Origin of the sequence: Paracoccus versutus (assembly GCF_000763885.1) — a bacterium.
GTDB classification, from domain to species: Bacteria; Pseudomonadota; Alphaproteobacteria; order Rhodobacterales; family Rhodobacteraceae; genus Paracoccus; species Paracoccus versutus.
The window spans coordinates 38,616-64,763 of record NZ_JRKO01000035.1 but is presented as its reverse complement, the minus strand read 5'-3'; the positions used below and the strand labels follow the sequence as shown (position 1 = coordinate 64,763).

Annotated in this window: 20 protein-coding genes; 9 read left to right on the top strand and 11 right to left on the bottom strand. The window is 69.4% G+C overall.

What is annotated here, in order from left to right:
• Window positions 1-1,191 (bottom strand): MgtC/SapB family protein (locus tag IT40_RS16285; protein WP_036757443.1); only part of this gene is annotated, 1,191 nt, incomplete at its 3' end.
• 201 nt (window positions 1,192-1,392) lie between these two features.
• On the opposite strand from IT40_RS16285, the gene IT40_RS16280 reads away from it, so the two are divergent.
• Window positions 1,393-2,892, top strand: a complete 1,500-nt coding sequence (locus IT40_RS16280; protein WP_036757439.1) for a phosphomannomutase — start codon at window positions 1,393-1,395, stop codon at window positions 2,890-2,892.
• A gap of 15 nt (window positions 2,893-2,907) precedes the next feature.
• Here the strand turns inward: IT40_RS16280 and ftsH are convergent, their stop codons facing one another.
• The 3 genes from ftsH to IT40_RS16265 form a co-directional block, all read right to left on the bottom strand.
• The gene (gene ftsH, locus IT40_RS16275) at window positions 2,908-4,737 is read right to left on the bottom strand and encodes an ATP-dependent zinc metalloprotease FtsH (protein WP_036757437.1); all 1,830 of its coding nucleotides are present in this window, start codon (window positions 4,735-4,737) and stop codon (window positions 2,908-2,910) included.
• A 177-nt stretch (window positions 4,738-4,914) separates the two neighbouring features.
• A complete protein-coding gene (gene fahA / locus IT40_RS16270; protein WP_036757434.1) occupies window positions 4,915-6,132 on the bottom strand; it encodes a fumarylacetoacetase in 1,218 nt (405 codons plus the stop codon).
• A gap of 67 nt (window positions 6,133-6,199) precedes the next feature.
• On the bottom strand, window positions 6,200-6,874 hold the full coding sequence (locus IT40_RS16265) for a TetR/AcrR family transcriptional regulator (RefSeq protein WP_036757431.1): 675 nt from the start codon (window positions 6,872-6,874) through the stop codon (window positions 6,200-6,202).
• 181 nt (window positions 6,875-7,055) lie between these two features.
• Here IT40_RS16265 and IT40_RS16260 point away from each other — a divergent pair, with 181 nt between their 5' ends.
• On the top strand, window positions 7,056-7,412 hold the full coding sequence (locus IT40_RS16260; RefSeq protein ID WP_243700123.1) for a cupin domain-containing protein: 357 nt from the start codon (window positions 7,056-7,058) through the stop codon (window positions 7,410-7,412).
• 10 nt (window positions 7,413-7,422) lie between these two features.
• Here IT40_RS16260 and IT40_RS16255 read toward each other — a convergent pair whose 3' ends face one another.
• On the bottom strand, window positions 7,423-8,676 hold the full coding sequence (locus tag IT40_RS16255) for an NAD(P)/FAD-dependent oxidoreductase (protein ID WP_036757428.1): 1,254 nt from the start codon (window positions 8,674-8,676) through the stop codon (window positions 7,423-7,425).
• Window positions 8,677-8,917: 241 nt separating this feature from the next.
• Here IT40_RS16255 and speB point away from each other — a divergent pair, with 241 nt between their 5' ends.
• A complete protein-coding gene (speB, locus tag IT40_RS16250) occupies window positions 8,918-9,886 on the top strand; it encodes an agmatinase (RefSeq protein ID WP_036757425.1) in 969 nt (322 codons plus the stop codon).
• A 319-nt stretch (window positions 9,887-10,205) separates the two neighbouring features.
• Window positions 10,206-12,368 carry an esterase-like activity of phytase family protein gene (locus tag IT40_RS16245; protein ID WP_036757422.1) on the top strand — a complete coding sequence of 721 codons (2,163 nt, stop codon included), beginning with the start codon at window positions 10,206-10,208 and terminating at the stop codon, window positions 12,366-12,368.
• A gap of 204 nt (window positions 12,369-12,572) precedes the next feature.
• On the opposite strand, the gene IT40_RS16240 is transcribed toward IT40_RS16245, so the two are convergent.
• The 6 genes from IT40_RS16240 to IT40_RS16215 form a co-directional block, all read right to left on the bottom strand.
• Window positions 12,573-14,684: a 3'-5' exonuclease gene (locus IT40_RS16240; RefSeq protein ID WP_036757419.1), complete on the bottom strand. Its 2,112-nt coding sequence runs from the start codon at window positions 14,682-14,684 to the stop codon at window positions 12,573-12,575.
• Window positions 14,681-15,046 carry a response regulator transcription factor gene (locus tag IT40_RS16235; protein ID WP_036757416.1) on the bottom strand — a complete coding sequence of 122 codons (366 nt, stop codon included), beginning with the start codon at window positions 15,044-15,046 and terminating at the stop codon, window positions 14,681-14,683. The genes IT40_RS16240 and IT40_RS16235 overlap by 4 nt, the downstream gene beginning before the upstream one ends.
• Window positions 15,043-17,742, bottom strand: a complete 2,700-nt coding sequence (locus IT40_RS16230; protein WP_036757413.1) for an ATP-binding protein — start codon at window positions 17,740-17,742, stop codon at window positions 15,043-15,045. Before IT40_RS16230 ends, IT40_RS16235 begins: the two co-directional genes overlap by 4 nt.
• Complete coding sequence (locus IT40_RS16225) at window positions 17,739-17,984, bottom strand: hypothetical protein (protein WP_036757410.1); 246 nt, start codon at window positions 17,982-17,984, stop codon at window positions 17,739-17,741. Before IT40_RS16225 ends, IT40_RS16230 begins: the two co-directional genes overlap by 4 nt.
• A complete protein-coding gene (locus tag IT40_RS16220) occupies window positions 17,981-19,429 on the bottom strand; it encodes a putative nucleotidyltransferase substrate binding domain-containing protein (RefSeq protein WP_036757469.1) in 1,449 nt (482 codons plus the stop codon). Before IT40_RS16220 ends, IT40_RS16225 begins: the two co-directional genes overlap by 4 nt.
• A 240-nt stretch (window positions 19,430-19,669) precedes the next feature.
• On the bottom strand, window positions 19,670-20,992 hold the full coding sequence (locus IT40_RS16215) for an MFS transporter (RefSeq protein WP_036757406.1): 1,323 nt from the start codon (window positions 20,990-20,992) through the stop codon (window positions 19,670-19,672).
• Window positions 20,993-21,210: 218 nt separating this feature from the next.
• Here IT40_RS16215 and cyoA point away from each other — a divergent pair, with 218 nt between their 5' ends.
• Genes cyoA through IT40_RS16190 form a run of 5 tightly spaced genes read left to right on the top strand, consistent with a single transcriptional unit; the run spans window position 21,211 to window position 26,126 of the window.
• Window positions 21,211-22,413, top strand: a complete 1,203-nt coding sequence (gene cyoA, locus IT40_RS16210) for a ubiquinol oxidase subunit II (RefSeq protein WP_036757404.1) — start codon at window positions 21,211-21,213, stop codon at window positions 22,411-22,413.
• Window positions 22,414-22,426: 13 nt separating this feature from the next.
• A complete protein-coding gene (cyoB, locus tag IT40_RS16205; RefSeq protein ID WP_036757402.1) occupies window positions 22,427-24,433 on the top strand; it encodes a cytochrome o ubiquinol oxidase subunit I in 2,007 nt (668 codons plus the stop codon).
• Window positions 24,434-24,436: 3 nt separating this feature from the next.
• Window positions 24,437-25,054: a cytochrome o ubiquinol oxidase subunit III gene (gene cyoC / locus IT40_RS16200; RefSeq protein ID WP_036757401.1), complete on the top strand. Its 618-nt coding sequence runs from the start codon at window positions 24,437-24,439 to the stop codon at window positions 25,052-25,054.
• Complete coding sequence (cyoD, locus tag IT40_RS16195) at window positions 25,054-25,437, top strand: cytochrome o ubiquinol oxidase subunit IV (RefSeq protein WP_036757399.1); 384 nt, start codon at window positions 25,054-25,056, stop codon at window positions 25,435-25,437. Before cyoC ends, cyoD begins: the two co-directional genes overlap by 1 nt.
• A complete protein-coding gene (locus IT40_RS16190) occupies window positions 25,434-26,126 on the top strand; it encodes an SURF1 family protein (protein ID WP_036757398.1) in 693 nt (230 codons plus the stop codon). The genes cyoD and IT40_RS16190 overlap by 4 nt, the downstream gene beginning before the upstream one ends.
• The last annotated feature ends 22 nt before the right edge of the window (window positions 26,127-26,148 follow it).

Genomic DNA, 26,148 nt, shown 5'->3' with positions numbered 1-26,148 from the left:
GATCACGCCGATGCGCCGGCCGCCGACCAGCCCCGCCATCGCCGCCTTGGACAGGGTATTCACCGCCACCGCGACCAGGATCGCCTGCGCGGCGACGGGGGTGGCCAGGTCGCCGCCGCCCAGCCGCGCCATCGAGATCGACACCGCATCCACGTCGCCGATGCCCGAGATCGCGGCGATGATCAGCACGCCGACATCGCCATAATGCCGGCGCAGGATCTCGGCCGCCAGCAGCACGAGGGCGATGAAGGCGGCGATCTTCAGCGCCGTGCCCACCGCCAGCGGGTTGCTGATCGGCAGCGCCGGCCCGGCCTGCGCCGGCCGCCGCCACAGCAAAAGCGCCGCCGCCAGGGCCATCGCCACCGCCCCCGCCGCCAGCGGCGGGGCCAGATGCGCCAGCAGCGCCCGGTTCAGCCCGACCGTCACCACGCCGACGCGAACCAGCATCACGACGCCGGAGATGAGGATGCCGGCGGCCAGCAGCCGGGCGGCGCCGGGCTGGGCCTTGCCCAGCCGGGCAAAGGCCAGCGTCGTCGCGGTGGATGAGGCAAGCCCCCCGGCCGCCGCCATCACCACGATCCCAAGCCGGTCGCCGAAGGCCCGGACAGCCAAATAGCCGGCAAAGGAAATCCCCGCGATCAGGATCGCCAGCAGCCAGATCTCGCGCAGGTTGACCGCGCCCCAGGGATCGACGCTGCGGTCGGGGATGACCGGCAGCAGCAGGAAGGACATCGCCGCCAGCGTCAGGATCGCCCGGATCTCGGCCCAGCTCAGCGCCGCGACCCAGCGGTGCAGGTGTTCGCGCGCCGCCAGGAGCAGCGTCATCGCCACGGCGGCGGCGACCGCAGGGACCAGCGGCCCGGTGACGGCCAGCGCGCCCAGCAGGAAGACCAGCATCCCCGCCACCGCCGAGGTGGCGCTGACATTCCGGTCCAGCCGCGATTCCAGCCATTGGAAGGCGGCAAAGACCAGCGCGAAGCCGCAGAACACGATGCCGATCACCAAGCCGCCGAAATCCAGCGCCAGCACGCCGGTGGCGCCGCCGGTCAGCCCGGCCAGCGCAAAGGTCCGCAGGCCGGCGGCGCGCTGATGCTCGCGCTCGTCGCGGGTGCGCCAGCCGCGTTCGAGCCCGACCAGCAGGCCGATGGCCAGCGACACGGCAAGGCGGCTGAGGATCTGGTCCGGGTGCATCGCCGCATTCTGCCACCGCTTTCAGCGGCTTGCCAGCGCCGCAAGCGGCGGCGCATTGGCCCCTTGGCCAGCCATGGCGCATCCCGGCACCGGATCTGGAGTATTTGGAGAACGGTGAAGACGCAAGACCCGGCACGGCGGCTCTGGACGAACCGCCCGGCTCGCCTGCATGATCGGCTTTCCAAAGAGCGAGCTTCGAGCATGACCGAGACAGGCCCCTTCACCGTCCGCGCCTTGATGGCGCAAAGCGGCGTCGCCTTCGGCACCAGCGGCGCGCGCGGATTGGCCAGCGCGCTGACCGACCGCGTGGCCCATGGCTGCGTCCTGGGCTTCCTGCAATACCTGCGCGAGATCGGCGCGTTCGCCCCCGGAACCGAGGTGGCGCTGGCGGGCGACCTGCGCCCCTCGACCCCGCGCATCCTGCGGGCCTGCGCCCAGGCGATCCGCGACGCGGGCGGGCGGCCGCTGTTTTGCGGCCATGTGCCGACGCCGGCGCTGGCGCATTACGCCTTTGGCCGGGCCATCCCCTCGCTGATGGTCACGGGCAGCCATATTCCCGACGACCGCAACGGCATCAAGTTCCACCGCCCCGCCGGCGAGATCCTGAAGCCAGACGAGGCCGGCATCGCCCGGCAGGTGCTGGCGCCGGACGCCGGGCGCTTCGGCGCCGACGGCATGCTGGCCGAGGCGGCGCCCCTGCCCCAGCCCGTGGACATCGAAGAGGGCTATCTGGCCCGCTATGTGGATTTCTTCGGCCGCGATGCGCTTTCCGGGCTGAGGCTGGGGCTTTACCAGCATTCCGCCGTCGGCCGCGACCTTATCGCCCGCATCCTGCGCGCGCTGGGGGCCGAGGTTCTGCCGCTGGGCCGCTCGGATCGTTTCATCCCGGTCGATACCGAGGCGCTGCGGCCCGAGGACGTCGCCCTGGCGCGGGACTGGGCGGCGCGGCACCGGCTGGACGCCATCGTCTCGACCGACGGCGATTCCGACCGCCCGCTTCTGGCCGATCATCGCGGCGAATGGCTGCGCGGCGACCTGCTGGGCCTGATCTGCGCCCGCGAACTGGGCGCCGAATGCGTCGTCACCCCGGTCAGCAGCAACACCGCGCTGGAACTGAGCGGCGCATTCGCCCGCACCATCCGCACCCGCATCGGCTCGCCCCATGTCATCGCCGCGATGGACGAGGCGGCGTGCGAGACCCTGGGCCCCGTCTGCGGCTACGAGGCGAACGGCGGCTTCCTGCTGGGCAGCGAGGTCGCGCGGGACGGGCGCCGGCTGGCGGCGCTGCCGACGCGCGACGCGGTGCTGCCGGTGGTTGCGGTGCTGGCGGCGGCCAGGGCGCGGCCGCTGGCCGAGCTTTGCGCCGGCCTGCCGCGGCGCGTGACCTTCAGCGACCGGCTGCAGGATTTCCCGACCCAGGATTCCCAGGCGATCCTGGCCTGGCTGACCGCGGGCAGCGAGGCGGACAGCCGCGCCCGGATCGAGGCGCAATTCGGCCCGCTGGCCGGCGGGCTGCGGCGGATCGACCAGACCGACGGGCTGCGCATGACCTTCGCGGACGGCGCGATCATCCACCTGCGCCCGTCCGGCAACGCCCCGGAGCTGCGGCTTTACACCGAGGCCGAGACCGACGAGGCCGCCCGGACGCTGAATGCCGCGGCCCTGGCGCGGGTGCGCGGGATGGCGGCCCTGCTGGCCTGACCGACCCGGCGGGGCTCAGGCGGCCGCGGCCGCCGGCCGCACCCTTGCCGCAAAGGCGCGCAGCTCGGCATCCTCCAGCGTCTCGCGCTCCAGCAATTCGCGGGCGGATTGGTCCAGAAGGTCGCGATTGGCCTCGAGCAGCGCCACGGTGCGGGCAAAGATCCTGTCGGTGATCTGCTTCACCGCCGCGTCGATCCGCTGCGCCGTGGCCTCGGAATAGCGCCGGCTCAGCCACGAGCCCTGCTCGTTCGTGCCCAGAAAGCCGGGGCGGTCGCTGTCATAGCTGACATGGCCCAGCTCATCGTCCATGCCGTAGCGCGTGACCATGGCGCGGGCGATGTCGGTCGCCTTGACCAGATCGTCGGCCGCGCCGGTCGAGAGATGGCCGAAAACCACGCTTTCCGCCGCCCGCCCGCCCAGGAGGACGGCGATCTTGTCCTCCAGCTCGGCGCGGGTCATCAGGAAGCGGTCCTCGGTCGGGCGCTGGATGGTATAGCCGAGCGCGCCGATGCCGCGCGGGATGATCGAGACCTTGTGGACCACGTCGACGCCGGGCAGCGCCATGGCGACCAGCGCATGGCCCATCTCGTGGCAGGCGACGATCTCGCGCTCGCGCGGGTTCAGCAGGCGGTTGCGCTTTTCCAGCCCGGCGACGATGCGCTCGACCGCGTGGTTGAAATCGGCCATGGCCACGGAATCGGCGCTGCGCCGGGTGGCCAGCAGCGCCGCCTCGTTCACCAGGTTGGCCAGGTCGGCGCCGGAAAAGCCCGGCGTCAGCGCCGCCACCTGCCCGACCTCGACATCCGGGGCCAGCCGCACCTTTTTCATATGCACCTTGAGGATGTCGATGCGGCCCTTGCGGTCGGGCTTGTCCACCAGCACCTGCCGGTCGAAGCGGCCGGCGCGCAGCAGCGCGGGGTCGAGGATCTCGGGCCGGTTGGTCGCGGCCAGCAGCACGACGCCGGACGAGGGGTCGAAGCCGTCCAGCTCGGACAGCAGCTGGTTCAGCGTCTGCTCGCGCTCGTCGTTGCCGCCGGTGAACTGGCCCGAGTTGCGGGCGCGGCCAAGCGCGTCGAGTTCGTCGATGAAGATGATCGCAGGGGCGCTCTTGCGGGCCTGCTCGAACAGGTCGCGCACCCGCGCGGCGCCTACGCCGACGAACAGCTCGACGAATTCCGAGCCCGAGATCGACAGGAAGGTCACGCCCGCCTCGCCCGCCACGGCCCGCGCCAGAAGCGTCTTGCCGGTGCCGGGCGGGCCGACCAGCAGCACCCCCTTGGGCACCCGCGCGCCCAGGCGGCCGTAGCCCTCGGGGTCGCGCAGGAAGGCGATGATCTCCTCCAGCTCGGCCTTGGCCTCGTCCACGCCGGCGACATCGGCAAAGGTCACGCCGGTCTCTTTCTCCATATAGACCTTGGCCCGGCTCTTGCCGACCTGCATGAAGCCGCCCAGGCCCTGGCGCTCGGCGAACTTGCGAAAGACGAACATCCACAGCGCCAGGAACAGCACCACCGGCACCACCCAGGACAGCAGCGCGCCGAGCCAGGTGTTCTGCGGCACGCCGCTGATCTCGACCCCGGCCTGGTCGATGCGTTCCAGGACGGCCGGATCGACCAGGGTGGTGACGAACTGGTTGCGGCCGTCGACCGGGCTGTTGAAATTGCCGGTGATGCGGTCGCCGCCCACCGCCACCGAGGAGATGCGGCCCTGCTCCAGGTAATCCTCGAACTGGCTGTAGCTGATCGGTGCGACGTCGCGCGCGCCCGACAGCAGATCCTGGAGCAGGATCACGGCCAGGAAAGCCAGGATCCAATACCAGATGTGGAACTCGGTCCTCTTCTCCATGTCTTCTCCCTGCCGGCGGCCGGATGGGCGCCTGATCGGTCAGCCCGCGCCTGGCCGATGTTGCCCGACCGCGCGGCGCCGATCAACGGGCCGGGCGGGTTTCGGCCGCGCGCCGATGCCGCAGCATGGCCGGCGGCACGGCATCCGCCGCCGCCGGGGCCGCGTTCAGGACCGCGTTCATGGCCGGGCCGGCAGGATGCGGCCGGTGCAGGGGCCGAAGCCGATGCGATAGCCCGCGCCCTGCGCATGGGCGAAAAGCCCGATCTCGTCGCCATCCTCGATGAAGCGGCGCGGTGCGCCATTGACCGTCACCGGCACCTGGCCACCCTCGGTCATTTCCAGCAGCGCGCCGGCCTGGTCGCGGCCCGGCCCCGAAATCGTGCCCGAGCCCAGCAGGTCGCCGACCCGCATCGGGCAACCGGAACTGGTGTGATGCGCCAGCTGCTGCGCGCTGGAGTAATACATGACGTTGTAATTCGTCCGCGCCATGACCTGCCCGTTCATGGTCCAGCCGATCTCCAGGTCGTAAAGCCCCGACCGCTTTTCCTGCAGATAGGGCAGCAGCGGGTTCTCCCGCGGCGCGCCGGCGCAGCGGAACGGCTCCAGCGCCGCCTGCGGCACGATCCAGGCACCGATGGTGGTGCCAAGCGCCTTGGACTGGAACGGGCCCAGCGGCTGGTATTCCCAGGCCTGGATGTCGCGCGCCGACCAGTCGTTGAGCAGCACATAGCCGAAGATCATCCGCTCGGCATCCTCGACACCGATCCGCTGGCCCATCTCGCTGTCCGCGCCGACGATGGCGCCCAGCTCAAGCTCCAGGTCCAGCCGGCGGCAGGGCGTCCATTCGGGACCGTTCTCGCCCCGGACCTGGCCCATCGGCCGCCGGATCGGCGTGCCCGAGACCACGACCGAGGACGCCCGGCCGTTATAGCCGATGGGCATATGCGTCCATTGCGGCGGCAGGGCGTTCTCGGGTCCGCGGAACAGCGCGCCGACGTTGAAGGCATGGTGGCGCGAGGCGTAGAAATCGGTGAACTCGGAGACCCGGATCGGCAGGTGCATCTGCGCATCAGACATGGCGACCAGCGGCAGGTCGCCCTCGGCCCCCTCGGCCAGCAGCACGGTCAGCCGGGCGCGCACCGCGTCCCATTGCCCCCGCCCCAAGGCCATGAACCCGTTCAGCCGCGGTTGCGAGAACGTGCCGCCTGCATCCAGCAGCCCGCGCGCCTCGCATGCGGCCAGGTCCAGGATCATGTCGCCGATGGCCACGCCGCAGCGCGGCGCGCTGCCCTGGGTGGAAAACACGCCGTAGGGCAGGTTCTGGATGGGAAAGTCGCATCCCGCGCCATTCGCCGCCGCCACCCGGCTGCGCAACGGCCTGTCCGCCGCAGGCATCCTCCACCTCCTGCCGTCCCGGCCGCCTTCGCCCCCGGTCCCGGTGGCACGGCCTGCATCATTGCTATCAGCTTTCGGCCCGGTCGCAACCGGCTTCCGCGCGGCCGCCCTGGGGATCGTCGCGGCCCATCCCGTCGCGCCCCGTCCGGGCCGGCCCGAGATAGCGGTCCAGGATCGCATCCGCGATCTCGGCCACCGTGGCGCGCGCGGCGGCGGGATCGGCGCCGACGATGTCGTAAAGCGCGATCATCGCCTCGGTGCCTGTCGCCGTCGACAGCGCGCGGACCAGCGCCTGCCGCCGCGCCGCCGCCAGCCCGCCGCCATCCTCCTGCAAGGCCCGTTCATACAGCCCCACGCGGCGGGCGCCGCGCATCTGCGGCCCCGCCGCATCCTCGGGCGACCATGCGGCCAGCGTCATGGCGACGAATTGCCGGAACCGCGCCTCGTGGCTGGTCGAGAGGTCGAAGATATACAGGCTGATCGCCCTGAGCCTCTGGCGCAGGTCGGCCGCGCCGGCCACGATTTCCTCATAGGGCTTTACCGCGATGTCCAGCCCCGCCTCGGCCACCAGCATCGCGGGGTCGGAAAAATAGCGATAGGCCGTCGCCCTGGATATGCCGTGAAGCCCGGCGGCGGCCGCCACCGTCACCGGCTTGCCCTGGCGCATCAGTTCCCGCGCTCCTTCGAGGATCGCGCGCCGCGTGCGCTGCTTTTGTGCCGTCCGGCCCTTGCCTGCCAGCATGGCTTGCCCTTCATGAGACTATTGTCTTATCACGGGATCAGAGCATCATCATGGCAGATGCGACTCAACAGGACGAGTGCCATGACCAGCAGGCCCCGGAAATACAATGTCCTGAACATCTTCATGACCTTCCACGCCTTCCCGGACGAGGTGCAGGACCGCTATTGCCTTTGTTGAATGCGTGGTTCCGGTCGGCGCCGGCGCGCCGCCCAACCATCATGCCGGCGAGACCGAGGCCTTCTTCGTCCTCGAGGGGCAGGTGGGCTTCATGATCGACCGGCAGGAGCGACTGGCCGGTCCCGGCGATTTCGTCCCGATCCCGGACGGCGCCGTCCACGCCTTCAAGGCGGTGGGCGAGGCGCCGGCGCGGATGCTGATCCTGAACGCGCCGGGCCGGATGCACCAGCAGTTCTTCACCGGCATCGGCCAGGCGCTGCCCGAGGATTTCAACGGCCTGCCGACCCCGAACGAGCCCGACATCCCCGCCGTCCTGGCCACCGCGGCCACGGCGGGCATGACGATCCTGCCCCTGACCTGAGGGGCCGCGCCTAGCGGTGCCCGGCCTCGCGCTGGGTGATCAGCCGGGCCGAGTTCTGCCGGGACAGGAACGCCCACAGCCAGCTCAGCGCCACGAACAGCCGCGAGCGGGTGCCGATCAGGAAATAGATATGGGCGATGCCCCAGACCCACCAGGCGAACCAGCCGGTCATCTTGAAGCGGCCGAACTCGATCACCGCCGCGTTGCGCCCGATGGTCGCCAGGTTGCCCATGTCGCGATAGCGGAAGGCACCCGGCGGCGGCTTGCCCGCGAGCCTTGCGCGGATGGTCCGGGCCGCGTGCTTGCCCTGCTGCTTGGCCGCCGGGGCGACACCCGGCACCGCGCGGCCGCCGGTTTCGACATGCGCCGTATCGCCCAGGACGAAGATCGCGGGGTCGCCCGGCAGGGTCAGTTCGGGCGTCACCACGACGCGGCCGGCGCGGTCCGCCTCGGCCCCCAGCCAGTCATGGGCGCGCGAGGCCTGCACCCCCGCCGCCCAGATCACCGTGCGGGCCGGGATGAAGCGGCCGTCCAGCACGATCCCGCTGTCCGAGCATTCGGTGACGGGTGCGCCCGTCATCACCTCGACGCCGCGCCGCTTAAGCGCGCGCGTCGCATAGGCCGAGAGCCTGTCGCTGAAGGCGGGCAGGATGCGCGGTCCGGCCTCGATCAGCAGGATGCGGGCCTGCCGGGTGTCGATGCGGCGGAACTCGGCCGGCAGGATGCGATGCGCCAGCTCGGCGATGATGCCGACCAGCTCGACCCCGGTCGGCCCGGCGCCGATCACGGCAAAGGTCAGCAGCGCCTGCCGCTCGGCCGGATCCCCGGTCAGCTCGGCGCGCTCGAAGGCCAGCAGCAGGCGGCGGCGGATCGTGGTCGCATCCTCCAGCGTCTTGAGCCCCGGCGCATCGGCTTCCCACTGGTCCTTGCCGAAATAGGCGTGGCGGGCGCCGGTGGCGACGACCAGCGTGTCATAGGGCACGCGCTCGCCGTTCCTCAGGACGACCTCGCGCGCGGCCCGGTCGATGCCTTCCACCGCGGCCAGCAGCGTGGTCACGTCCTTTCGTTCGCGCATCAGCGCACGGATCGGCCAGGCGATGTCCGAGGTCGCCAGCAGCGTCGTCGCCACCTGGTAGAGCAGCGGCTGGAACAGGTGATGGTTGCGCCGGTCGATCAGGGTGATGGCGCAACCCGCGCCCTTCAGCCCCAGCACCACCTGCAGCCCGGCAAAGCCGGCACCAATGACGACGACCCGGTGTTTCATGGGCATGACTCCGCTGCCAAGGACGCGCGGCCGCGATCCCGGCCTGGGGATCGTCGGGTCGCGTGGGCGCAAACGGGCAAGGGCCGTTTCGAAGCACCTGCCGACCCTAGGTCGCAGGGCCCCAGGTTGCACCAGCCTTGACGCGGGGGGCAAGGGCCTTCCGGCGGCGATCCAGTTTGCCAAACCCCGCCGGCCCGCCGCATCATGCGCCCGACCCCGCCATCCAGCCATCGGAGCCACCATGCCCAAACCCCTGCACGAACCCGTCGACGCCGCCCTGATCCCGCGCTTTGCCGGGCATGCGACCTTCATGCGCCTGCCGGCCGTCGCCAGCGCCGAGGGGCTCGACGTCGCGCTGCTGGGCATTCCCTGGGACGGCGGCACCACCAACCGCGCCGGCGCCCGCCACGGCCCGCGCGAGGTGCGCAACCAGTCCAGCCTGATCCGCCGCGTCCATCCCGTGACCGGCATCGCCCCCTATGAGCGGCTGGCCGTGGCCGATGTGGGCGACCTGGCGGTCCAGCCCATCGACCCCGCCGCGGCGCTGCGCCAGATCGAAGAGGGCATCGCCCGGATCTGCGCCCAGGGCGCCCTGCCGCTGAGCGTCGGCGGCGACCACCTGACCACGCTGCCGGTGCTGCGCGCGATCCGCAAGGCCGACCCCGCCCGCGGCCCCCTGGGGCTGGTGCAGTTCGACGCCCATTCCGATACCGCCGACCGCTATTTCGGCGACAACCCCTATACCCACGGCACGCCCTTTCGCCGCGCCATAGAAGAGGGCGTGCTGGACCCCCGGCGCATGGTGCAGATCGGCATCCGCGGCTCGGTCTATGCCCCCGACGAGCATCAATGGGCCAGGGACCAGGGCGTGCGCATCATCACCATCGAGGAATTCGCCCGCCGCGGCCCGGACGCGGTGATGGCCGAGGTCCGCGCCCTGATGGCCAATGCGCCGGCCTATGTCACCTTCGACATCGACGGCATCGACCCCTCGATGGCGCCGGGCACCGGCACGCCCGAGATCGGCGGCTTCACCACGCGCGAGGCGCAGGCGATGCTGCGCGGCCTGGCCGGGCTGCATATCGTCGGCGCCGACGTGGTCGAGGTCTCGCCGCCCTTCGACATCGGCGGCATCACCGCGCTGACCGGCGCGACGGTGCTGTTCGAACTGCTTTGCGTGCTGGCAGAGAACCGGGCCGAGGCCGGCTGAACGCCGGCGCGGCGATTTTCTGGCGCGACTGTGCGCCGGCGCACACACGGCCGGCCCGACGATGATGCCACGGCACATTTCATCGTCAACGCAGCCCCTGTTACCCCTTTTTCCTGCATCACCGGCGTTTCCAAACCGTTCGACCCGACCCAGGGCCCGCCCCGCTCCGACCCCGGAGCGGGGCTTTTCCCTGTTCGGGCGGCCGCCTCGCGCATCCGCGCGGCAAATGCCCGGAATGACATGAAACTGTCCGCCATCCGTAACCGGACCGTTGCATGCCGGTCCTAGCGTCCGCGCGATCCGCATCTCAGGAGTTGCCATGACCGCCCGCCTGCTTTCCGCCGCCTCGATGCTTGCGCTTCTTGCCGGCCCCGCGCTTTCCGACAGCTTCAACCGCATCGCCTCGTTCCCGGTCGTCGCCAACATGGCCGGGGACGAGGACAGGGGGCGCCCTTCCTCGGCCGAGATCATCTCGGCCTCGCCCGACGGGATGACGCTGATCTATACCGACAGCCCGCTGGGCGTGGTCGGGCTGATCGACATCAGCGACCCCAAGGCGCCGAAGCCGCTGGGCAATGTCGCGCTGAATGGCGAGCCGACGACCGCCCATATCATCGGCACGCGGGCCTTCGTCGGCGTGAACACCTCGGAAAACCATGCCAACCCCTCGGGGCGGCTGGCCGTGATCGACCTGCAAGGCGCGGCCGAGGTCGCCTCCTGCGACCTGGGCGGCCAGCCGGATTCGGTGGCGGTGGCGCCGGACGGCAGCTTCCTGGCCGTGGCGATCGAGAACGAGCGCGACGAGGACGCGGGCGACGGCGGCCTGCCGCAGATGCCCGCCGGTTTCCTGGTCAGGCTGCCGGTCCGCGACGGCGCGCCCGATTGCGCGGCAATGCAGCGGATCGACCTGGCCGGCCTGGCCGAGATCGCCCCCGAAGACCCCGAGCCCGAATTCGTGGACATCAACGAGGCGGGCGAGATCGTCGTCACGCTTCAGGAAAACAACCACATCGCCGTCATCGGCGCCGACGGCACGCTGGCCGCGCATTTCCCGGCCGGCACGGTCGCGCTGGAGAATGTCGATACCAGGACCGACGGCCGGCTGGACTTTACCGGCAAGACCGACCCGATCCCGCGCGAACCCGACGGGGTGAAATGGATCGACGCCGACCATTTCGTCACCGCCAACGAAGGGGACTGGAAGGGCGGCTCGCGCGGCTTCACCATCTGGAACAAGGACGGCACGGTGGTTTACGAATCCGGCGCCACGCTGGAACATGCCATCGCCGAGATCGGCCACTACCCGGAAAAACGCTCGAAATCCAAGGGGGTGGAGATCGAAAGCGTCGAGTTCGCCCGCTTCGGCGAGACGCCCTGTCTGTTCGTGCTGTCCGAACGCGCCTCGGTCGTGGCGGTCTATGACCTGACCGACCCGGCGGCACCGAAGCTGATGCAGATCCTGCCCTCGGGCATCTCGCCCGAAGGCGCGGTCGCCATTCCCGCGCGCAACCTGTTCGTCACCGCCAACGAGGCCGACCTGGGCGAGGATGGCGCCGCACGGGCGCATGTGATGATCTTCGAGCGCACGGATGCGGAACCGGCCTATCCGATGCTGACCTCGGCCGGGTCGGACGGGTTGATCGGCTGGGGCGCGCTTGGCGCGCTGGCCTCGGCCCCTGGGCGGGCGGACCGGCTGTTCGCCGCCTCGGACAGCGTCTATTCGGCCATGCCCTCGATCTACGAGATCGACACCGGCGCGAAACCGGCGCGGATCGTCGGGCAGACCATCGTCACCCGCGGCGGCGATCCGGCGCAGAAGCTCGACATCGAGGGGCTGACCTCGGATGGCGAGGGCGGCTTCTGGCTGGCGAACGAGGGGGATGCGGCCAAGCTGGTGCCCCATGCCATCCTGCATGTGAACGAGGCGGGCGAGATCACCAGGGAAATCGCCCTGCCCGCCGAACTGCTGGCGCACCAGACCCGCTTCGGCGCGGAAGGCATCGCCAAGGTGGGCAACCTGCTGTGGGTCGCGATGCAGCGGGAATGGGGCGACGATCCGCAGGGGCAGGTCAAGCTCCTGGCCTATGACCTCGACGCCGGGGAATGGGGCGCGGTGCGCTATCCGCTGGAACCGAAGGGCGAGGGCTGGATGGGCCTTTCGGAAATCGCGGTAAAGGGCGAGCATGCCTATGTCATCGAGCGCGACAACCTGATCGGCGACAAGGCGGCGGTGAAGAAGATCTTCCGCGTGGCGCTGGCCGATTTGCAGCCGGCCCCGCTGGGCGGTGATCTGCCCATCGTCGCCAAGGAAGAGGCGCGCGACCTGATCCCGGACCTGCGCGCGCTGACCAACGGCTATGTGGTGGACAAGGTCGAGGGGCTGGCCTTCGACGCGCAGGGCGATGCCTGGGTCGTGACCGACAATGACGGCGTGGACGACAGTTCGGGCGAGACGCTGTTGTGGAACCTGGGCGCGCTGTAATCCCACGCGCGCCATCGGCAGGGCCGGTGGCGGCCCTGCCCGCTAACAGGCCGCTGAAAAAGGATTTTGAGAGGGCGACGCAGCGGAAATCGTTCTGGAGCCAGCTGATATCGGCCCGAAATGGGGTGTTTTCGGCAAAGTTGAGGCGGATTTCCCGGTTCCCCGCCCGCGCTGTCCTGTCGCAAGGACTTTTTCAGCAGCCCGCTAATACCGCAGCCGGGCGTAATAGGAATGCTCGGCCGCCTCGCGCGCCTGACCCAGGGTGACGATGCCCCGCGCCTTCAGCAGCGGCAGCAGGCGCAGGAACACCTCGGCCGTCACCAGCGCATCGCTCAGCGCGTTGTGGCGCTGGGTGATCTCGACCCCCAGCCGCGCCGCGATGGCCTCTAGCGAATGCGAGGGCTCGTGCGGCTGGGCGATGCTGGCCAGCAGCAGCGTGTCCAGCACCGGCTGGTCGAAGCGCAGCCCGGTCGCCGCCTCTTTCATCTGCAAAAAGCGCATGTCGAAGGCGACGTTATGGCCGACCAGCACCGTGTCCGAGGCATAGCTGTGGAATGCCGGCAGCACCGCGGCGATGCGGGGCTGGCCCTGCACCATCTCGGGGCGGATGCCGTGGTAGGGGATGGATTCGGGCGGGATCTCGCGCCCCGGATCGACCAGCTGGTCGAAACGCTCGCCGCGCAGCATCTTGCCGTTCAGGATGCGCAGCGCGCCGATCTGGATGATCTCGTCGCCCTGCGCCGGGTTCAGGCCGGTCGTCTCGGTGTCGAAGACGGTATAGCTCAGCCGCTCCAGCGGCTGGTCGTCCAGCGAGCGGCTGGAATCGCTGGCCGCGAACAGGTCGAAATCATAGAACTCCGGGCGCGGCTCCAGCGCCTCGGCCTCGGGCCCGGCCGAGGCGGTGGGCAGCAGGAAGCGGAAAAACGACAGGCCCGCCGGGCGGTCCTGCTCCAGCCACAATTCGCCGCCATGCCGCTCGGCGATGTCGCGGGCGTTGGCGTCGGCGATGCCATGCGCGCCCGAGGCCGCATCGAGCGGCCAGACCAGGTCCAGATGCGCCCAGCCCGGCGTGGCGGCGGGCGCCAGCCGCAGGGTCAGCGGCGGCATGCCCTGCGGCCCGGCCAGCTGCCCCGCCAGCGCGCCAAGCGCCTGGATCAGCGAGAAACTGTCCAGCCGCAGCCACAGGCCGCCGTCGGCGCTTTCCACCTTGGCCACCCGGCCGGTCTGCGCCAGCACATGCTGCGCCGCCGCTGCCAGAAGGTCGTCGCCCAGCATCTCCTGCAGGGGCCAGCGGGTCAGGATCTCTTGCGAGGCATCGGCGGTCATCGCCGCCAGCCGCTGGCCCATGGCCGCCACCTCGTCGCGGACGATGGCGTGGAAGCCGTCGCGCTCGGCCGGTTCCAGGTCGGGATAGTCCAGCATGTCCAGCGCCGCCTGCATATTGGCCAGCGAGGCGCGGCTGGCCTCGGTCAGCTCGGTCAGGCGGCGGTCGCGGCGGGACTGGGCGGCATAATCCTGGGTGATGTCGTCAAGCAGCAGCACATAGCCGCTGATCGCCCCCGCCTGCGGCCGCACCGGCGCCAGCACGACATGCAAAAGGCTGCCTGTGGGCGTGGTGGTGACGAATTGCGCCGAAACCGCCGCCTCGCCGCGCGCGATATGGCGGTCCACCGTCTCGCGCGCATGGTCGATCAGGGCGCGGTCGATGACGGCATGGATCGAGCGGCCCAGCCCGATCGCCTCGGCCCCGCCGGCAAGCTGCCCGCCCGAGACGCGGTGGAACAGCCCGCGCGCATGGTCGTTGTACAGCAGGATGCGGCCGTCGAGGTTGCAGACCACGACGCTTTGGCGCAGCTCGGCCATCAGCGCGCCCAGCTGGTCGCGTTCCTGCGCCACCTTCTGCTGCGCCTCGGCCACCAGCCGGGCCATGTCGGTCCGCAGGGTCTGGCGCTGGTCGGCCAGCCGGTTCACCGCATCGGCCAGCGCGGCCAGGGCGGGGGCGCCGGCCGCCTCCAGCCGCGGCGCATCGGCATTGTCGGCCAAGAGCCGCGCCGCATCGGCCAGCCGCGCCGGCGCCTCGACATGGCGGGCATGAAGCCGCGCCGCCGCCCAGCCCGCCAGCGCCGCGCCGGCCAGCCACCAGCCGAACAGGATCGCGCCGCTGGCCTGCAGCGCCGGGCCCAGGGCGGCGGCCAGCCCGCCGCGCAGCCCCAGGGGCAGCGAGGCATGGAACAGCCCCGCGCCCAGCAGCGCCCAAAGCGCCAGCGCCAGCCCCGGCGCGACGGCAAGCAGAAGGCGGCGCGGCACGGGCTTCATGCCAGCATCTCGCGGATGCGGACGATCAGCTCGCGGGTCGAGAAGGGTTTCGTCACATAGGCGTCCGCCCCCGCCCCCATGCCGCGGGCGATGTCGGTGTCGCGGCCCTTGGCGGTCAGCATCAGGATGCGGATGCCCGACAGGTCGGGATCGGCGCGCACCGCCTCGCAGACCTCGAAGCCGCTCAGCCCCGGCATGGCCGCGTCCAGCAGCACCAGCCGCGGCCGCTCGCCCCGGATCATCGCCAGCGCCTGCGTGCCGTCGGGGGCGACCAGCACCTCGTAGCCTTCGCGTTTCAGCATGAAGGACAGCGACACGACGATATTCGGCTCGTCATCCGCGATCAGCACCCTATCCGTCATCGGACCCTCCCTTGCTGCGAAAGCGGCAGGCTGAAGGCAAAGCACGCCCCCTGCCCCGGCTGGCTGTCCAGCCACATCCTGCCGCCCAGATTAACCACGATCTGCCGGCTGATCGGAAGCCCGAGCCCGGTGCCCGGCGGGCGGTTGCCGGCCTCGCCGCCCTGGCGGAACTTGTCGAAGACGGCGGCCTGGTCCTCGGGCGCGACGCCGGGGCCGTTGTCGCGCACCGTGACCACCAGTTCATCCCCCTGCTGGCGCAGGGCGACCTCGACCCGGCCGCGGTGCTCGGGGACGAATTTCGCGGCATTCGACAAAAGGTTGACCAGCACCTGCGTCAGCCGGTCGGGATCGGCCAGCACCATCGGCACCTGCTCGGGCAGGTCCAGCACCACCTCGGCCCCGCGTTCGCGGAACAGCTCGGCGGTGGAGCGCAGCGCGGCGACGATCAGCGCCTTCATGTCCACGTCGGTATTGTGCCATTCGGCCATGCCGGATTCGATCTTGGCCAGGTCCAGCACCTGGTTGACCAGCCGGCTCAGCCTTTCGCTTTCCGACAGGATGATGGCCAGGAACTCCTCGCGCTCGGCCGGCTGGATGTCGGGCGTGTCCAGCATCAGCTCGGTCAGCGCCCGGATCGAGGTCAGGGGCGTGCGCAATTCATGCGTGACCGAGGACATGAAGTCGTCCTTGAGCTGGTCCAGGCTCTTCAGCTTTTCATTGGCGGCGCGCAGCTCGACCGTCGCCTCCTCAAGCTCGCGGGCATAGGTGCGCACCTGCGACGCCTCGTCGATGATCTCCAGCACGTCGCCCAGGCTCAGCGGTTCCTCTTGCGCCACCGATTCGACCATGACGCGGGCCGAGGCGGTGCCGATGGCGCCGGCGATCTGGCGCTCGACCCGGTCCACCAGTCGGGCATCGGCGGTCAGGCTGTCCAGCGCGGTGCCGGTCTCGCGCGCGTGGTCGCGAAACAGCGCCTCGGCCCGCGCGGCGCCCAGGAAGCGGCCGGCCAGCCGGCGCAGATCCTCGGGCCGCGCCCGGCCGCGCCAGAAGACCGGCTGCGCCTCGCCGCGCTGGAACACCTCGACGAAAAGCAGCGCCTGGCTGGCCTCGCGCGCCGAGGCGCGGCCGGCAAGCGACAGGCCGACGTAAAGCGAGACGTTGACCAAGAGGCTCCAGAACAGCGAATGCGTCAGCTCGTCAAAGCCCGTCAGCCCGAACAGCCGCTGCGGCGCCAGGAAGGCCAGGCCGAAGGGGCCGTCCAGGAACCCGCCCGGAATCCAGCCCGAGCGCGCCAGCGACGGCAGCATGAGCGTATAGGCCCAGACCAGCGAGCCGCCGATCAGCCCGCCAAGCGCGCCCCCCCGCGTCGCGCCGCGCCAATACATGCCGCCCAGAAGCGCCGGGGCGAATTGCGCCACCGCGGCAAAGCTGATCAGCCCGATCGAGACCAGCGCATAAGCCTCGCCCGCGACGCGGAAATACAGATAGCCCAGCAGCAGCACCAGCAGGATCGCGGCCCGGCGGATGTTCAGCAAAAGCTGCGTCAGGTCGCCGCCGGTGCGGGCAAAGCGGCCGCGGCTCAGCAGCGCGGGCATCACCAGGTCGTTGCAGACCATGGTCGAGACGGCGACCGTCTCGACGATGATCATGCCGGTCGCCGCCGAAAGCCCGCCCAGATAGGCCAGCAGCGCCAGCCATTCCGCGCCCTGCGACAGGGGCAGCGTCAGCACATAGCTTTCCGCCCCCGCCCCGCCGTCGCCAAAGATCAGCATCCCGCCGATGGCGATGGGCAGCACGAAGATGTTGATCAGCAGCAGATAGGCCGGGAACTGCCACGAGGCGGGCAGGATATGGCGTTCGTTCACGCATTCCACCACCATCATCTGGAACTGGCGCGGCAGCAGCAGCACCGACAGCATCGACAGCAGCGTCAGCGTGAACCATTGCGCGCCTTGGAAGCCCTGGAACCCCTGGCCGCCCAGCTGCAACAGCGCGGCGATGTCGGGCTGGGCCTGCGCCCGCGCCCAGATGTCGCCCATGCCGCCGAAAAGCCCGTAGGTGACGAAGACGCCCACCGCCAGGAAGGCCGCAAGCTTGACCGCGGATTCGAAGGCGATGGCGGCGACCATGCCCTCGTGCCGCTCGGACAGGTCCAGGTGGCGGGTGCCGAAGACCACGGCGAAGCCGGCCAGGGACAGCGCCATGTAGAGCGTGCCGTCGCGCCACCAGGCCGCATCGGCCGGGCCGGGACCGCCGGTCAGCGCCTCGTAGCCGGCCGAGACCGCCTTCAACTGCAAGGCGATATAGGGCAGGATGCCGACCACGGTGATCAGCGTCACCAGCGCCGCCAGCAGCGGGCTCTTGCCATAGCGGCTGGCGATGAAATCCGCGATCGAGGTGATGCGGTAGCTGCGGGCGATGCGCACCATCTTGCGCAGCACCACCCAGGCCAGCAGCATGGCCAGCATGGGGCCCAGATAGATCGGCAGGAACCACACCCCGCCCGAGGCGGCGCGGCCGACGCTGCCGAAATAGGTCCAGGCCGAGCAATAGACCCCCCAGGACAGCGCATAGACCAGGCTGTTGTCGATCAGCGAACGCCCCTGGCCGGCGCGGCGATCGCCATGCGCCGCCACCGCCACCAGCAACAGCAGGTAGCCAAAGGAAACCGCAAGGACCAGGGCGGGCTGGATCATCCGTTCCTCTCCCCGGCGTCCGGCGGCTCCTTGGCGCCCCGCCCGGCGCGCGGCGCGCTGACCCAGGCCAGGGCGGCGATCAGCCCGGCCCAGATCACGAACAGCGCCACCGGCAGAAGCGGCAGGCCAAGCACCGTCAGCGGCTGGTCCCAGATCAGCAGCAGCGGAAAGTTCAGCAGCAGGAAGCCGGCGCCGCACAGCGCCAGCAGCACCTCGGGGCGGGGACCGTCGCGCCGCCTCATAGCAGGTCCAGCCGGTAATGCTGGCCCAGCCATTGCTTGAAATCGCGCACGATGTTCAGCGAATCGCGCAGGGCCTGGCGGTCCAGCCGGCCCAGGTCGGCGGGGCGGATGCTGTTGTCGGGCGGCTGGCCGCGGGCGATCTGCGCCAGGTTGCCGTCCAGCTTCAGCGCCATCATGCAATGCAGCGCGTCGGCCAGGTCGCGGGCCAGCCCGGCGTCGATGCGCCCCGCCCCGGCCAGCGCCTGCAAGCGGGCGCGGGTGCCGGTGGCGGCGACGCCATATTCCAGCGCCAGCGCGCGGGTGCCATGCACGACCGGGAAGATGCCCAGCTTCTTGAGGTCGATCTCGGCCGCCTCGGGCCCGCGCATCCCCGGCAGGCGGCGCCACCAGCCGCCCTCGGCCCCGCTGTCGAACTGCCGGATCGCGGCGGCGAAGCGGGCGTGGAAGCTGTCGCTGCCGGTCAGGATGCGCCGCAGCCGGTCCTGCACCGCGGCCAGCAGCCCTTCGTCCCCCGCCACCGCCTCGGCATCCAGGAAGATCGCCAGGTTCATCGGTCCCTCGGGGTCGCCGCCATGGACCCAGTCGCGGATGGTATCGCCAAAGGCCTGCACGCTTTGGCACCACAGCGGCCGGCTCAGCATGATGCCGCCGGGACAGGGCGGATAGCCGAAGGAGATCAGCGCCTCGGTGAAGGCCTGCGTGACCCGGTCAAGCCCGTCGAAGCTGAAATCGTCGCGCAGGATCAGGGCGTTGTCCTGGTCGGTGCGGATGATCTGCTCGGACCGCCCCTCGCTGCCCATGACGATCAGGCAGCTGTTCTCGCGCAGCGCCTGCGGCGCCAGCATCTGCCACAGCCGGCGAAAGATCTGCCGGTTCAGCCCGCCGACCAGCCCGGCGATGACCTCGATGCGCACGCCGTCCTCGTTCAGCACGCGGATCAGCGCCTCGACCTGGGCGGCGGGCCGGGCCAGTTCGGCCGGGCTGGTCGCCCGCGCGATCTCGGCCGAGACCAGATGCGACTGGTTGGCCAGGAAACCCATCAGGTCCAGCTGGCTGAGGATGCCCACCACCTCGTCCGCCTCGCGCACCAGGACGCGGTGGATGCGGTGGCGCAGCATCATCATCATCGCGTCGAAGAGATCGTCGTCGATCGAGACCGAAAACGGGGTGAAGCTGGTGAAGTCGCGAACCTTCAGCGCCGCCGCCGGCGTCTCGCGCAGGATCGCCTGCACCAGGTTCGTGGTGGTGAAGATGCCCAGCCGCGCGCCGTCCTGCACCAGCGCATCGGTGATGCCGCGCGCCGCAAGCTCGCGGCACAGCGTCAGCAGGTCGGTGTCGGCCGCGACGAAATGCGGCTTGCGCAGGATGGCGTCGCGCACCCGCGCGGTGACAAGCGTCACCATCTCGCGCTGCTCATGGCGCTGCGCGCGCTCGGCAGCCGTCATGGCCAGCATCCCCGCAGCCCGGCGAATACGCGCCAAGCCGCTGCATCAGAGGAATCGCGCATGGATTCTCTGCCCCCTCCCAACCTTGCGACCGCGCCCGGCGCAGCCTTTTCGGGGCTGCGACGGGCGCCATTCCGGCGTTCCTCCTGCTCGCAATACCTTGATAAGCCTAAGCCCAGGGATTGCACAACATCCTTGCCGCGGGTGGGGGTGCGGAAGGGCCGAGGTCAGGGGTCGAAGTCAGGGGTCGATGGCGCGGAACTCCAGCTTGCCCGACAAGAGGATGGCCACGGTCGAGCAGATCGCGCCCGAAAGCAGGTAAAGCCCCGCGGCAGGCAGCCCAAGCCAGGTCGACAGCAGCAGCGCCGTCAGCGGCGCAAGGCCCGCGCCGAACATCCAGGCCAGGTCCGAGACGATGGCCGAGCCGGTATAGCGGTTGCGCGCCTCGAACAGCGACGCCACCGCGCCCGAGCTTTGCCCGAAGCTGAGGCCGAGGATGAAGAAGCCGGCGATCATGTAGACCAGCTCGCCGGTCTGGCCGCCGGACAGCAGCAAGGGCGCCAACGCGGCAAAGCCGCCGATCAGCAGCGCGCCGACCAGCAGCAGGTTGCGCCGGCCGAAGCGGTCGGCCAGCCAGCCCGACAGCAGGATGGCCAGGATACCGCCGGTCGCCGCCACCGCCTCGATGATCAGGAAGCTCAGCAGCGTCTCGTCGGTATAGAGATAGATCCAGGACAGCGGATAGACCGTGACCATGTGGAACATGGCAAAGCTGGCCAGCGGCACGAAGATGCCGATCAGGATCGCGCCGCCGTCCTCGCGCAGGGTCTTGCCGATGCGGGTGGGCTGGAGTTCGCGCGATTCGAACAGCTCGGCGAATTCCTCGGTCGCGACGATGCGCAGCCGCGCGAACAGCGCCACCACGTTGACCGAGAAGGCGACGAAGAACGGATAGCGCCAGCCCCAGTCCAGGAAATCCTGCGCCGTCAGGTTCGCCGCCAGATAGGCGAAGAGCAGGCTGGCGACGATCAGCCCGATGGGCGCGCCCAGCTGCGGCACCATGGCGTAGAAGCCGCGGCGGTGGCGCGGCGCGGTCAGCGCCAGCAGCGAGGGCATGCCGTCCCAGGCGCCGCCCAAGGCCAGCCCCTGCGCGATGCGCAGCATGGCCAGGATGACGACGGCCCAGCCGCCGACGTTCTCGTAGCTGGGGATCAGGCCCATGGCGACGGTCGCGGTCCCCATCAGGAACAGCGCCGCCGTCAGCTTGGTCACGCGGCCGTGGCGGCGGTCGATGCTCATGAACAGCGCGCTGCCCAGCGGCCGGGCGACGAAGGCCAGCGCCAGCAGCGCAAAGGACAGGAGCGTCCCGGTCAGCGGATCGGCGAAGGGAAAGATCCGCTGCGGAAAGACGATCACCGAGGCGATGGCGAAGACGAAGAAATCGAAGAATTCCGAGGTGCGGCCGATGATGACGCCCACAGCGACATCCGAGGGCGAAACCCGGTGGCGACCATGCGAGGACGGGGCCGATTGCACGGCGGGCGTGGAGGAGGTCGTGCTCATGTGTCGAGGAATCCGATGCGATGCAGATTCGTGCCGGGCACGGGCCAACCCGCCGCGGCGTTTCCGGCATCATAGCTGCCGCAAGCCAAAACTGAACTGTATAGGACAAAACGTCGCATGGCGGATTTGACCTAGATCAAGGTAATTCGCCCCGTGCCATGTCGCGGCCCCGCGACTCAGCCGTCCGTCTCTGTCGCTCACCGACATCGGGTAGTCCAATGACCTGCATACGAAAATTCGCCCGCCTGCCATGGCTTGCATTGCTGATTCCGCTTGCCGCCTGCAAGGCCGAGGTGCTGGCGCCCGCCGGGGACGTGGCCGCGCGGCAGCGCGACCTGCTGGTGATCTCGACGCTGCTGATGCTGCTGATCATCGTGCCGGTGATGGTGCTGACCGTGGTCTTTGCCCGCCGCTACCGCGAAAGGAACAAGGACGCCGACTATCGGCCGGACTGGGACCATTCGACCAAGCTGGAATTCGTGATCTGGGCCGCACCGCTGCTGATCATCATCACGCTGGGCGCGCTGACCTGGGTCGGCACGCATCTGCTGGACCCCTATCGCCCGCTGGACCGCATCGCGGCCGACCGGCCGCTGACCGAGGCGCACAGGCCCCTGCCGGTCCAGGTGGTGGCGATGGACTGGAAATGGCTGTTCATCTATCCCGAGCAGGGCATCGCCTCGGTCAACGAACTGGCCGTGCCGGTGGACCGGCCGGTCGAGTTCACGCTGACCTCGACCTCGGTGATGAACGCCTTCTACATCCCCGCGATGGCCGGCATGATCTATGCCATGCCGGGGATGGAGACCAAGCTGAACGGCGTCTTCAACAATCCCGGCGAATACAAGGGCATCGCCTCGCATTACTCGGGGCACGGCTTCTCGGGGATGCATTTCAAGGCGCATGCCACCGACGAGGCGGGCTTCGACGCCTGGGTCGAAAAGGCCCGCGCGGCCGGCGGCGCGCTGGACCGCCCGCGCTACCTGGAGCTGGAGGCGCCCAGCGAGAACGTGCCGCCGATGTCCTTTGCCGAGGTCGATCCGCAGCTGTTCCAGCGCATCGTCAACATGTGCGTCGAGCCGGGCAAGATCTGCATGGCCGAGATGATGGCGCTGGACGCGCAGGGCGGCACGGGACTGGCCGGCACCATGAACGTGACGCAGCTGACCTATGACAAGGACCAGCGCCGCGGCACCCGCGCGCCGGTGCTGGGATGGGAGCCCTTCCAGGTCGCCTCGTTCTGCACGCCCGAGGATTCGGCGCTGATGTTCGGCAAATCGCCCGAACTGGCGCGGGCGCCGGTGGACATGACGCCGATGCGCGGCCATGCGCTGGTGCCGCCGAAAGGGCCCTTCGCCCCCTCGCCCGACAATGCCGTCACGCTGCTGGACCCGGCCGAGGGCCGGGCGCAGAACTTCTGATCGGACGCAAAGCATGGCTACCTTTTCCAACGAGACCACCTTTCTTCTGGGCCGGCTGAACTGGGACGCGATCCCGAAGGAGCCGATCGTCTGGGCGACCTTCGTCGTCGTCGCCCTGGGCGGCATCGCGGGCCTGGCGGCGCTGACGAAATACCGGCTCTGGGGCTGGCTCTGGCGCGAGTGGTTCACCTCGGTCGATCACAAGAAGATCGGCATCATGTATATCGTGCTGGCGCTGATCATGTTCGTGCGCGGCTTTGCCGATGCGATCATGATGCGGCTGCAGCAGGTCTGGGCCTTCGGCGGCTCCGAGGGCTACCTGAACGCGCATCACTACGACCAGATCTTCACGGCGCATGGCGTCATCATGATCTTCTTCGTGGCGATGCCCTTCATCACCGGGCTGATGAACTATGTCGTGCCCTTGCAGATCGGCGCGCGCGACGTGTCCTTTCCGTTCCTCAACAACTTCTCGTTCTGGATGACGGTGGGGGGCGCGGTCATCACCATGGCCTCGCTGTTCCTGGGCGAGTTCGCGCAGACCGGCTGGCTGGCCTTTCCGCCGCTGTCGGGCATCGGCTACAGCCCCTGGGTCGGGGTGGACTATTACATCTGGGGCCTGCAGGTCGCCGGTGTCGGCACCACGCTGTCGGGCATCAACCTGCTGGTGACGATCCTGAAGATGCGGGCGCCGGGCATGACCATGATGCGGATGCCGGTCTTCACCTGGACCTCGTTCTGCGCCAACATCCTGATCGTCGCCTCGTTCCCGGTGCTGACCATGACGCTGATCCTGCTGACGCTGGACCGCTACGTGGGCACCAATTTCTTCACCAACGACCTTGGCGGCAATCCGATGATGTATATCAACCTCATCTGGATCTGGGGCCACCCCGAGGTCTATATCCTGATCCTGCCGCTGTTCGGGGTCTTTTCGGAAGTCACCTCGACCTTCTCGGGCAAGCGGCTGTTCGGCTATAGCTCGATGGTCTATGCCACGGTCTGCATCACGGTGCTGAGCTATCTGGTCTGGCTGCACCATTTCTTCACCATGGGCTCGGGCGCCTCGGTGAACTCGTTCTTCGGGATCACCACCATGATCATCTCGATCCCGACCGGGGCCAAGCTCTTCAACTGGCTGTTCACCATGTATCGCGGCCGCATCCGCTATGAGCTGCCGATGATGTGGACGGTCGCCTTCATGCTGACCTTCGTGATCGGCGGCATGACGGGCGTGCTGCTGGCGGTGCCGCCGGCCGACTTCGTGCTGCACAACTCGCTGTTCCTGATCGCGCATTTCCACAATGTCATCATCGGCGGCGTGCTGTTCGGCCTGTTCGCGGCCATCAACTTCTGGTGGCCCAAGGCCTTCGGCTTCAAGCTGGACGTGTTCTGGGGCAAGGTCTCGTTCTGGTTCTGGGTCGTGGGCTTCTGGGCCGCCTTCATGCCGCTTTACATCCTGGGCCTGATGGGCGTCACGCGGCGGCTGCGCGTCTTCGACGACCCGGACCTGCGGATCTGGTTCGCCATTGCCGCCTTCGGCGCGGTGCTGATCGCCTGCGGCATCGCGGCCATGTTCGTGCAGTTCGGCGTCTCGATCCTGCGCCGCGACCGGCCGGAATACCGCGATGTCAGCGGCGATCCCTGGGACGGGCGGACGCTGGAATGGGCGACCTCGTCGCCGCCGCCGGCCTATAACTTCGCCTTCAACCCGATCTCGCACGGGCTGGACAGCTGGTGGGAGATGAAGCAGCAGGGCGCCACCCGCCCGACCGGGGGCTACATGCCGATCCACATGCCGAAAAACACCGGCACCGGCGTGATCCTGGCCGCGCTGGCCACGGTCTGCGGCATGGCGCTGGTCTGGTATGTCTGGTGGCTGGCGGCGGCAAGCTTCCTGGGCATCGTCGCCGTGAGCATCGCCCATACCTTCAACTACAACCGCGACTATTACATCCCGGTCTCGGAAATCGAGGCGACCGAGGATGCCCGGACGCGCCAGCTTGCGCAGGGGGTTTGAGAGATGAGCCACGCGACGACCGACACCATGGCCCGCCATTGGGAGCTTGAGCCCCATCACCACCCCGACGGCGCCTCGACCAGCCTGGGCTTCTGGGTCTACCTGATGAGCGACTGCCTGATGTTCGCGGTGCTGTTCGCGGTCTATGGCGTGCTGGGCACCAGCTTCGCCGCCGGGCCGGGGCCGAAAGACCTGTTCGACCTGGAGTTGGTCGCCGTCAACACCGCCATGCTGCTGCTGTCCTCGATCACCTTCGGCTTTGCCATGCTGGCCATGGGCAAGGGCGACCAGCGGGGCACGCTGCGCTGGCTGGCGGTGACGCTGTTCTTCGGCCTGTGCTTCCTGGCCATCGAGCTTTACGAGTTCCACCACCTGATCCATATCGGCGCCGGGCCGCAGCGCTCGGGCTTCCTGTCGGCCTTCTTCACGCTGGTGGGCACGCATGGGCTGCACGTCACCTTCGGCTCGATATGGCTGGTGACGCTGATGGTGCAGATCACCCGCACCGGGCTGATCCCGGCGAACCAGCGCCGCATGGTCTGCCTGTCGATGTTCTGGCATTTCCTCGACGTCATCTGGATCGGCGTCTTTACCTTCGTCTATCTGCTGGGGATGATCTGATGTCCGCCGACCACACCCATGCCGCGCATCACGACGATCATGGCCACGACCACGGCAGCTATTCCTCGTATATCAAGGGTTTCCTGCTGTCGGTGATCCTGACCGCGATCCCCTTTGGCCTGGTCATGGCCGGCGGCTTCGAAAGCCGGGCGCTGACCGCCGTCACCGTGATCGGCTTTGCCGTGGTGCAGATCCTGGTCCACATGGTCTATTTCCTGCACATGAACGGCAAGCAGGAAGAGGGCTGGACCATGCTCTCCACCATCTTCACCGTGGTGGTGGTGGTCATCCTGCTGGCCGGCTCGCTCTGGGTCATGTATCACATGAACACCAACATGATGCCGCAGATGGACCATGAGCTGACGCAGGGCTTCGGCTCGTGACCCTGCGCCGGCTGGCGGCCTCGGCCGGGGCGCTGGCGGTGTTCCTGGCGCTGGTGGCGCTGGGGGTCTGGCAGGTGCAGCGGCTGGCCTGGAAGACCGACCTGATCGCGCGGGTCGAGGCGCGGCTGGCGGAAAGCCCCGTCCCCGCACCCGGACCCGCCGCATGGGCGGCGCTGGAGGCGCGCGATGCCGAATATCGCCGGGTCACGGTGACGGGCCGCTATCGCGCGGACAGCGACACGCTGGTCAAGGCGGTGACGGAGCGGGGACCGGGCTTTTGGGTGATGACGCCGCTGCAGACGCCCCAGGGCTGGACCGTGCTGGTCAATCGCGGCTTCGTGGCGGATGCCGCCCGCGACGACCGCCCCCTGCCCCAGGGCGAGGTGGCGGCGACGGGGCTTTTGCGCATGAGCCAGCCGGGCGGCGCCTTCCTGCGCGGCAACGATCCCGCGGCCGGGCGCTGGTATTCCCGCGACACGGCGGCCATCGCCGCGGCGCAGGGCCTGGGGCCGGTGGCGCCCTGGTTCCTGGACGCCGATGCCCGCGGCGACGGGGCGCAGCCCATCGGCGGGCTGACCGTGGTCCGCTTTCGCAACAGCCACCTGGGCTATGCCCTGACCTGGTTCTCGCTGGCGGCGCTTTGGGCGGGCTGGCTGCTCTGGGCCCGGCGCCGGGGCCTGCGGGACTGACGGGAAAACCGGCGCGGCTTGA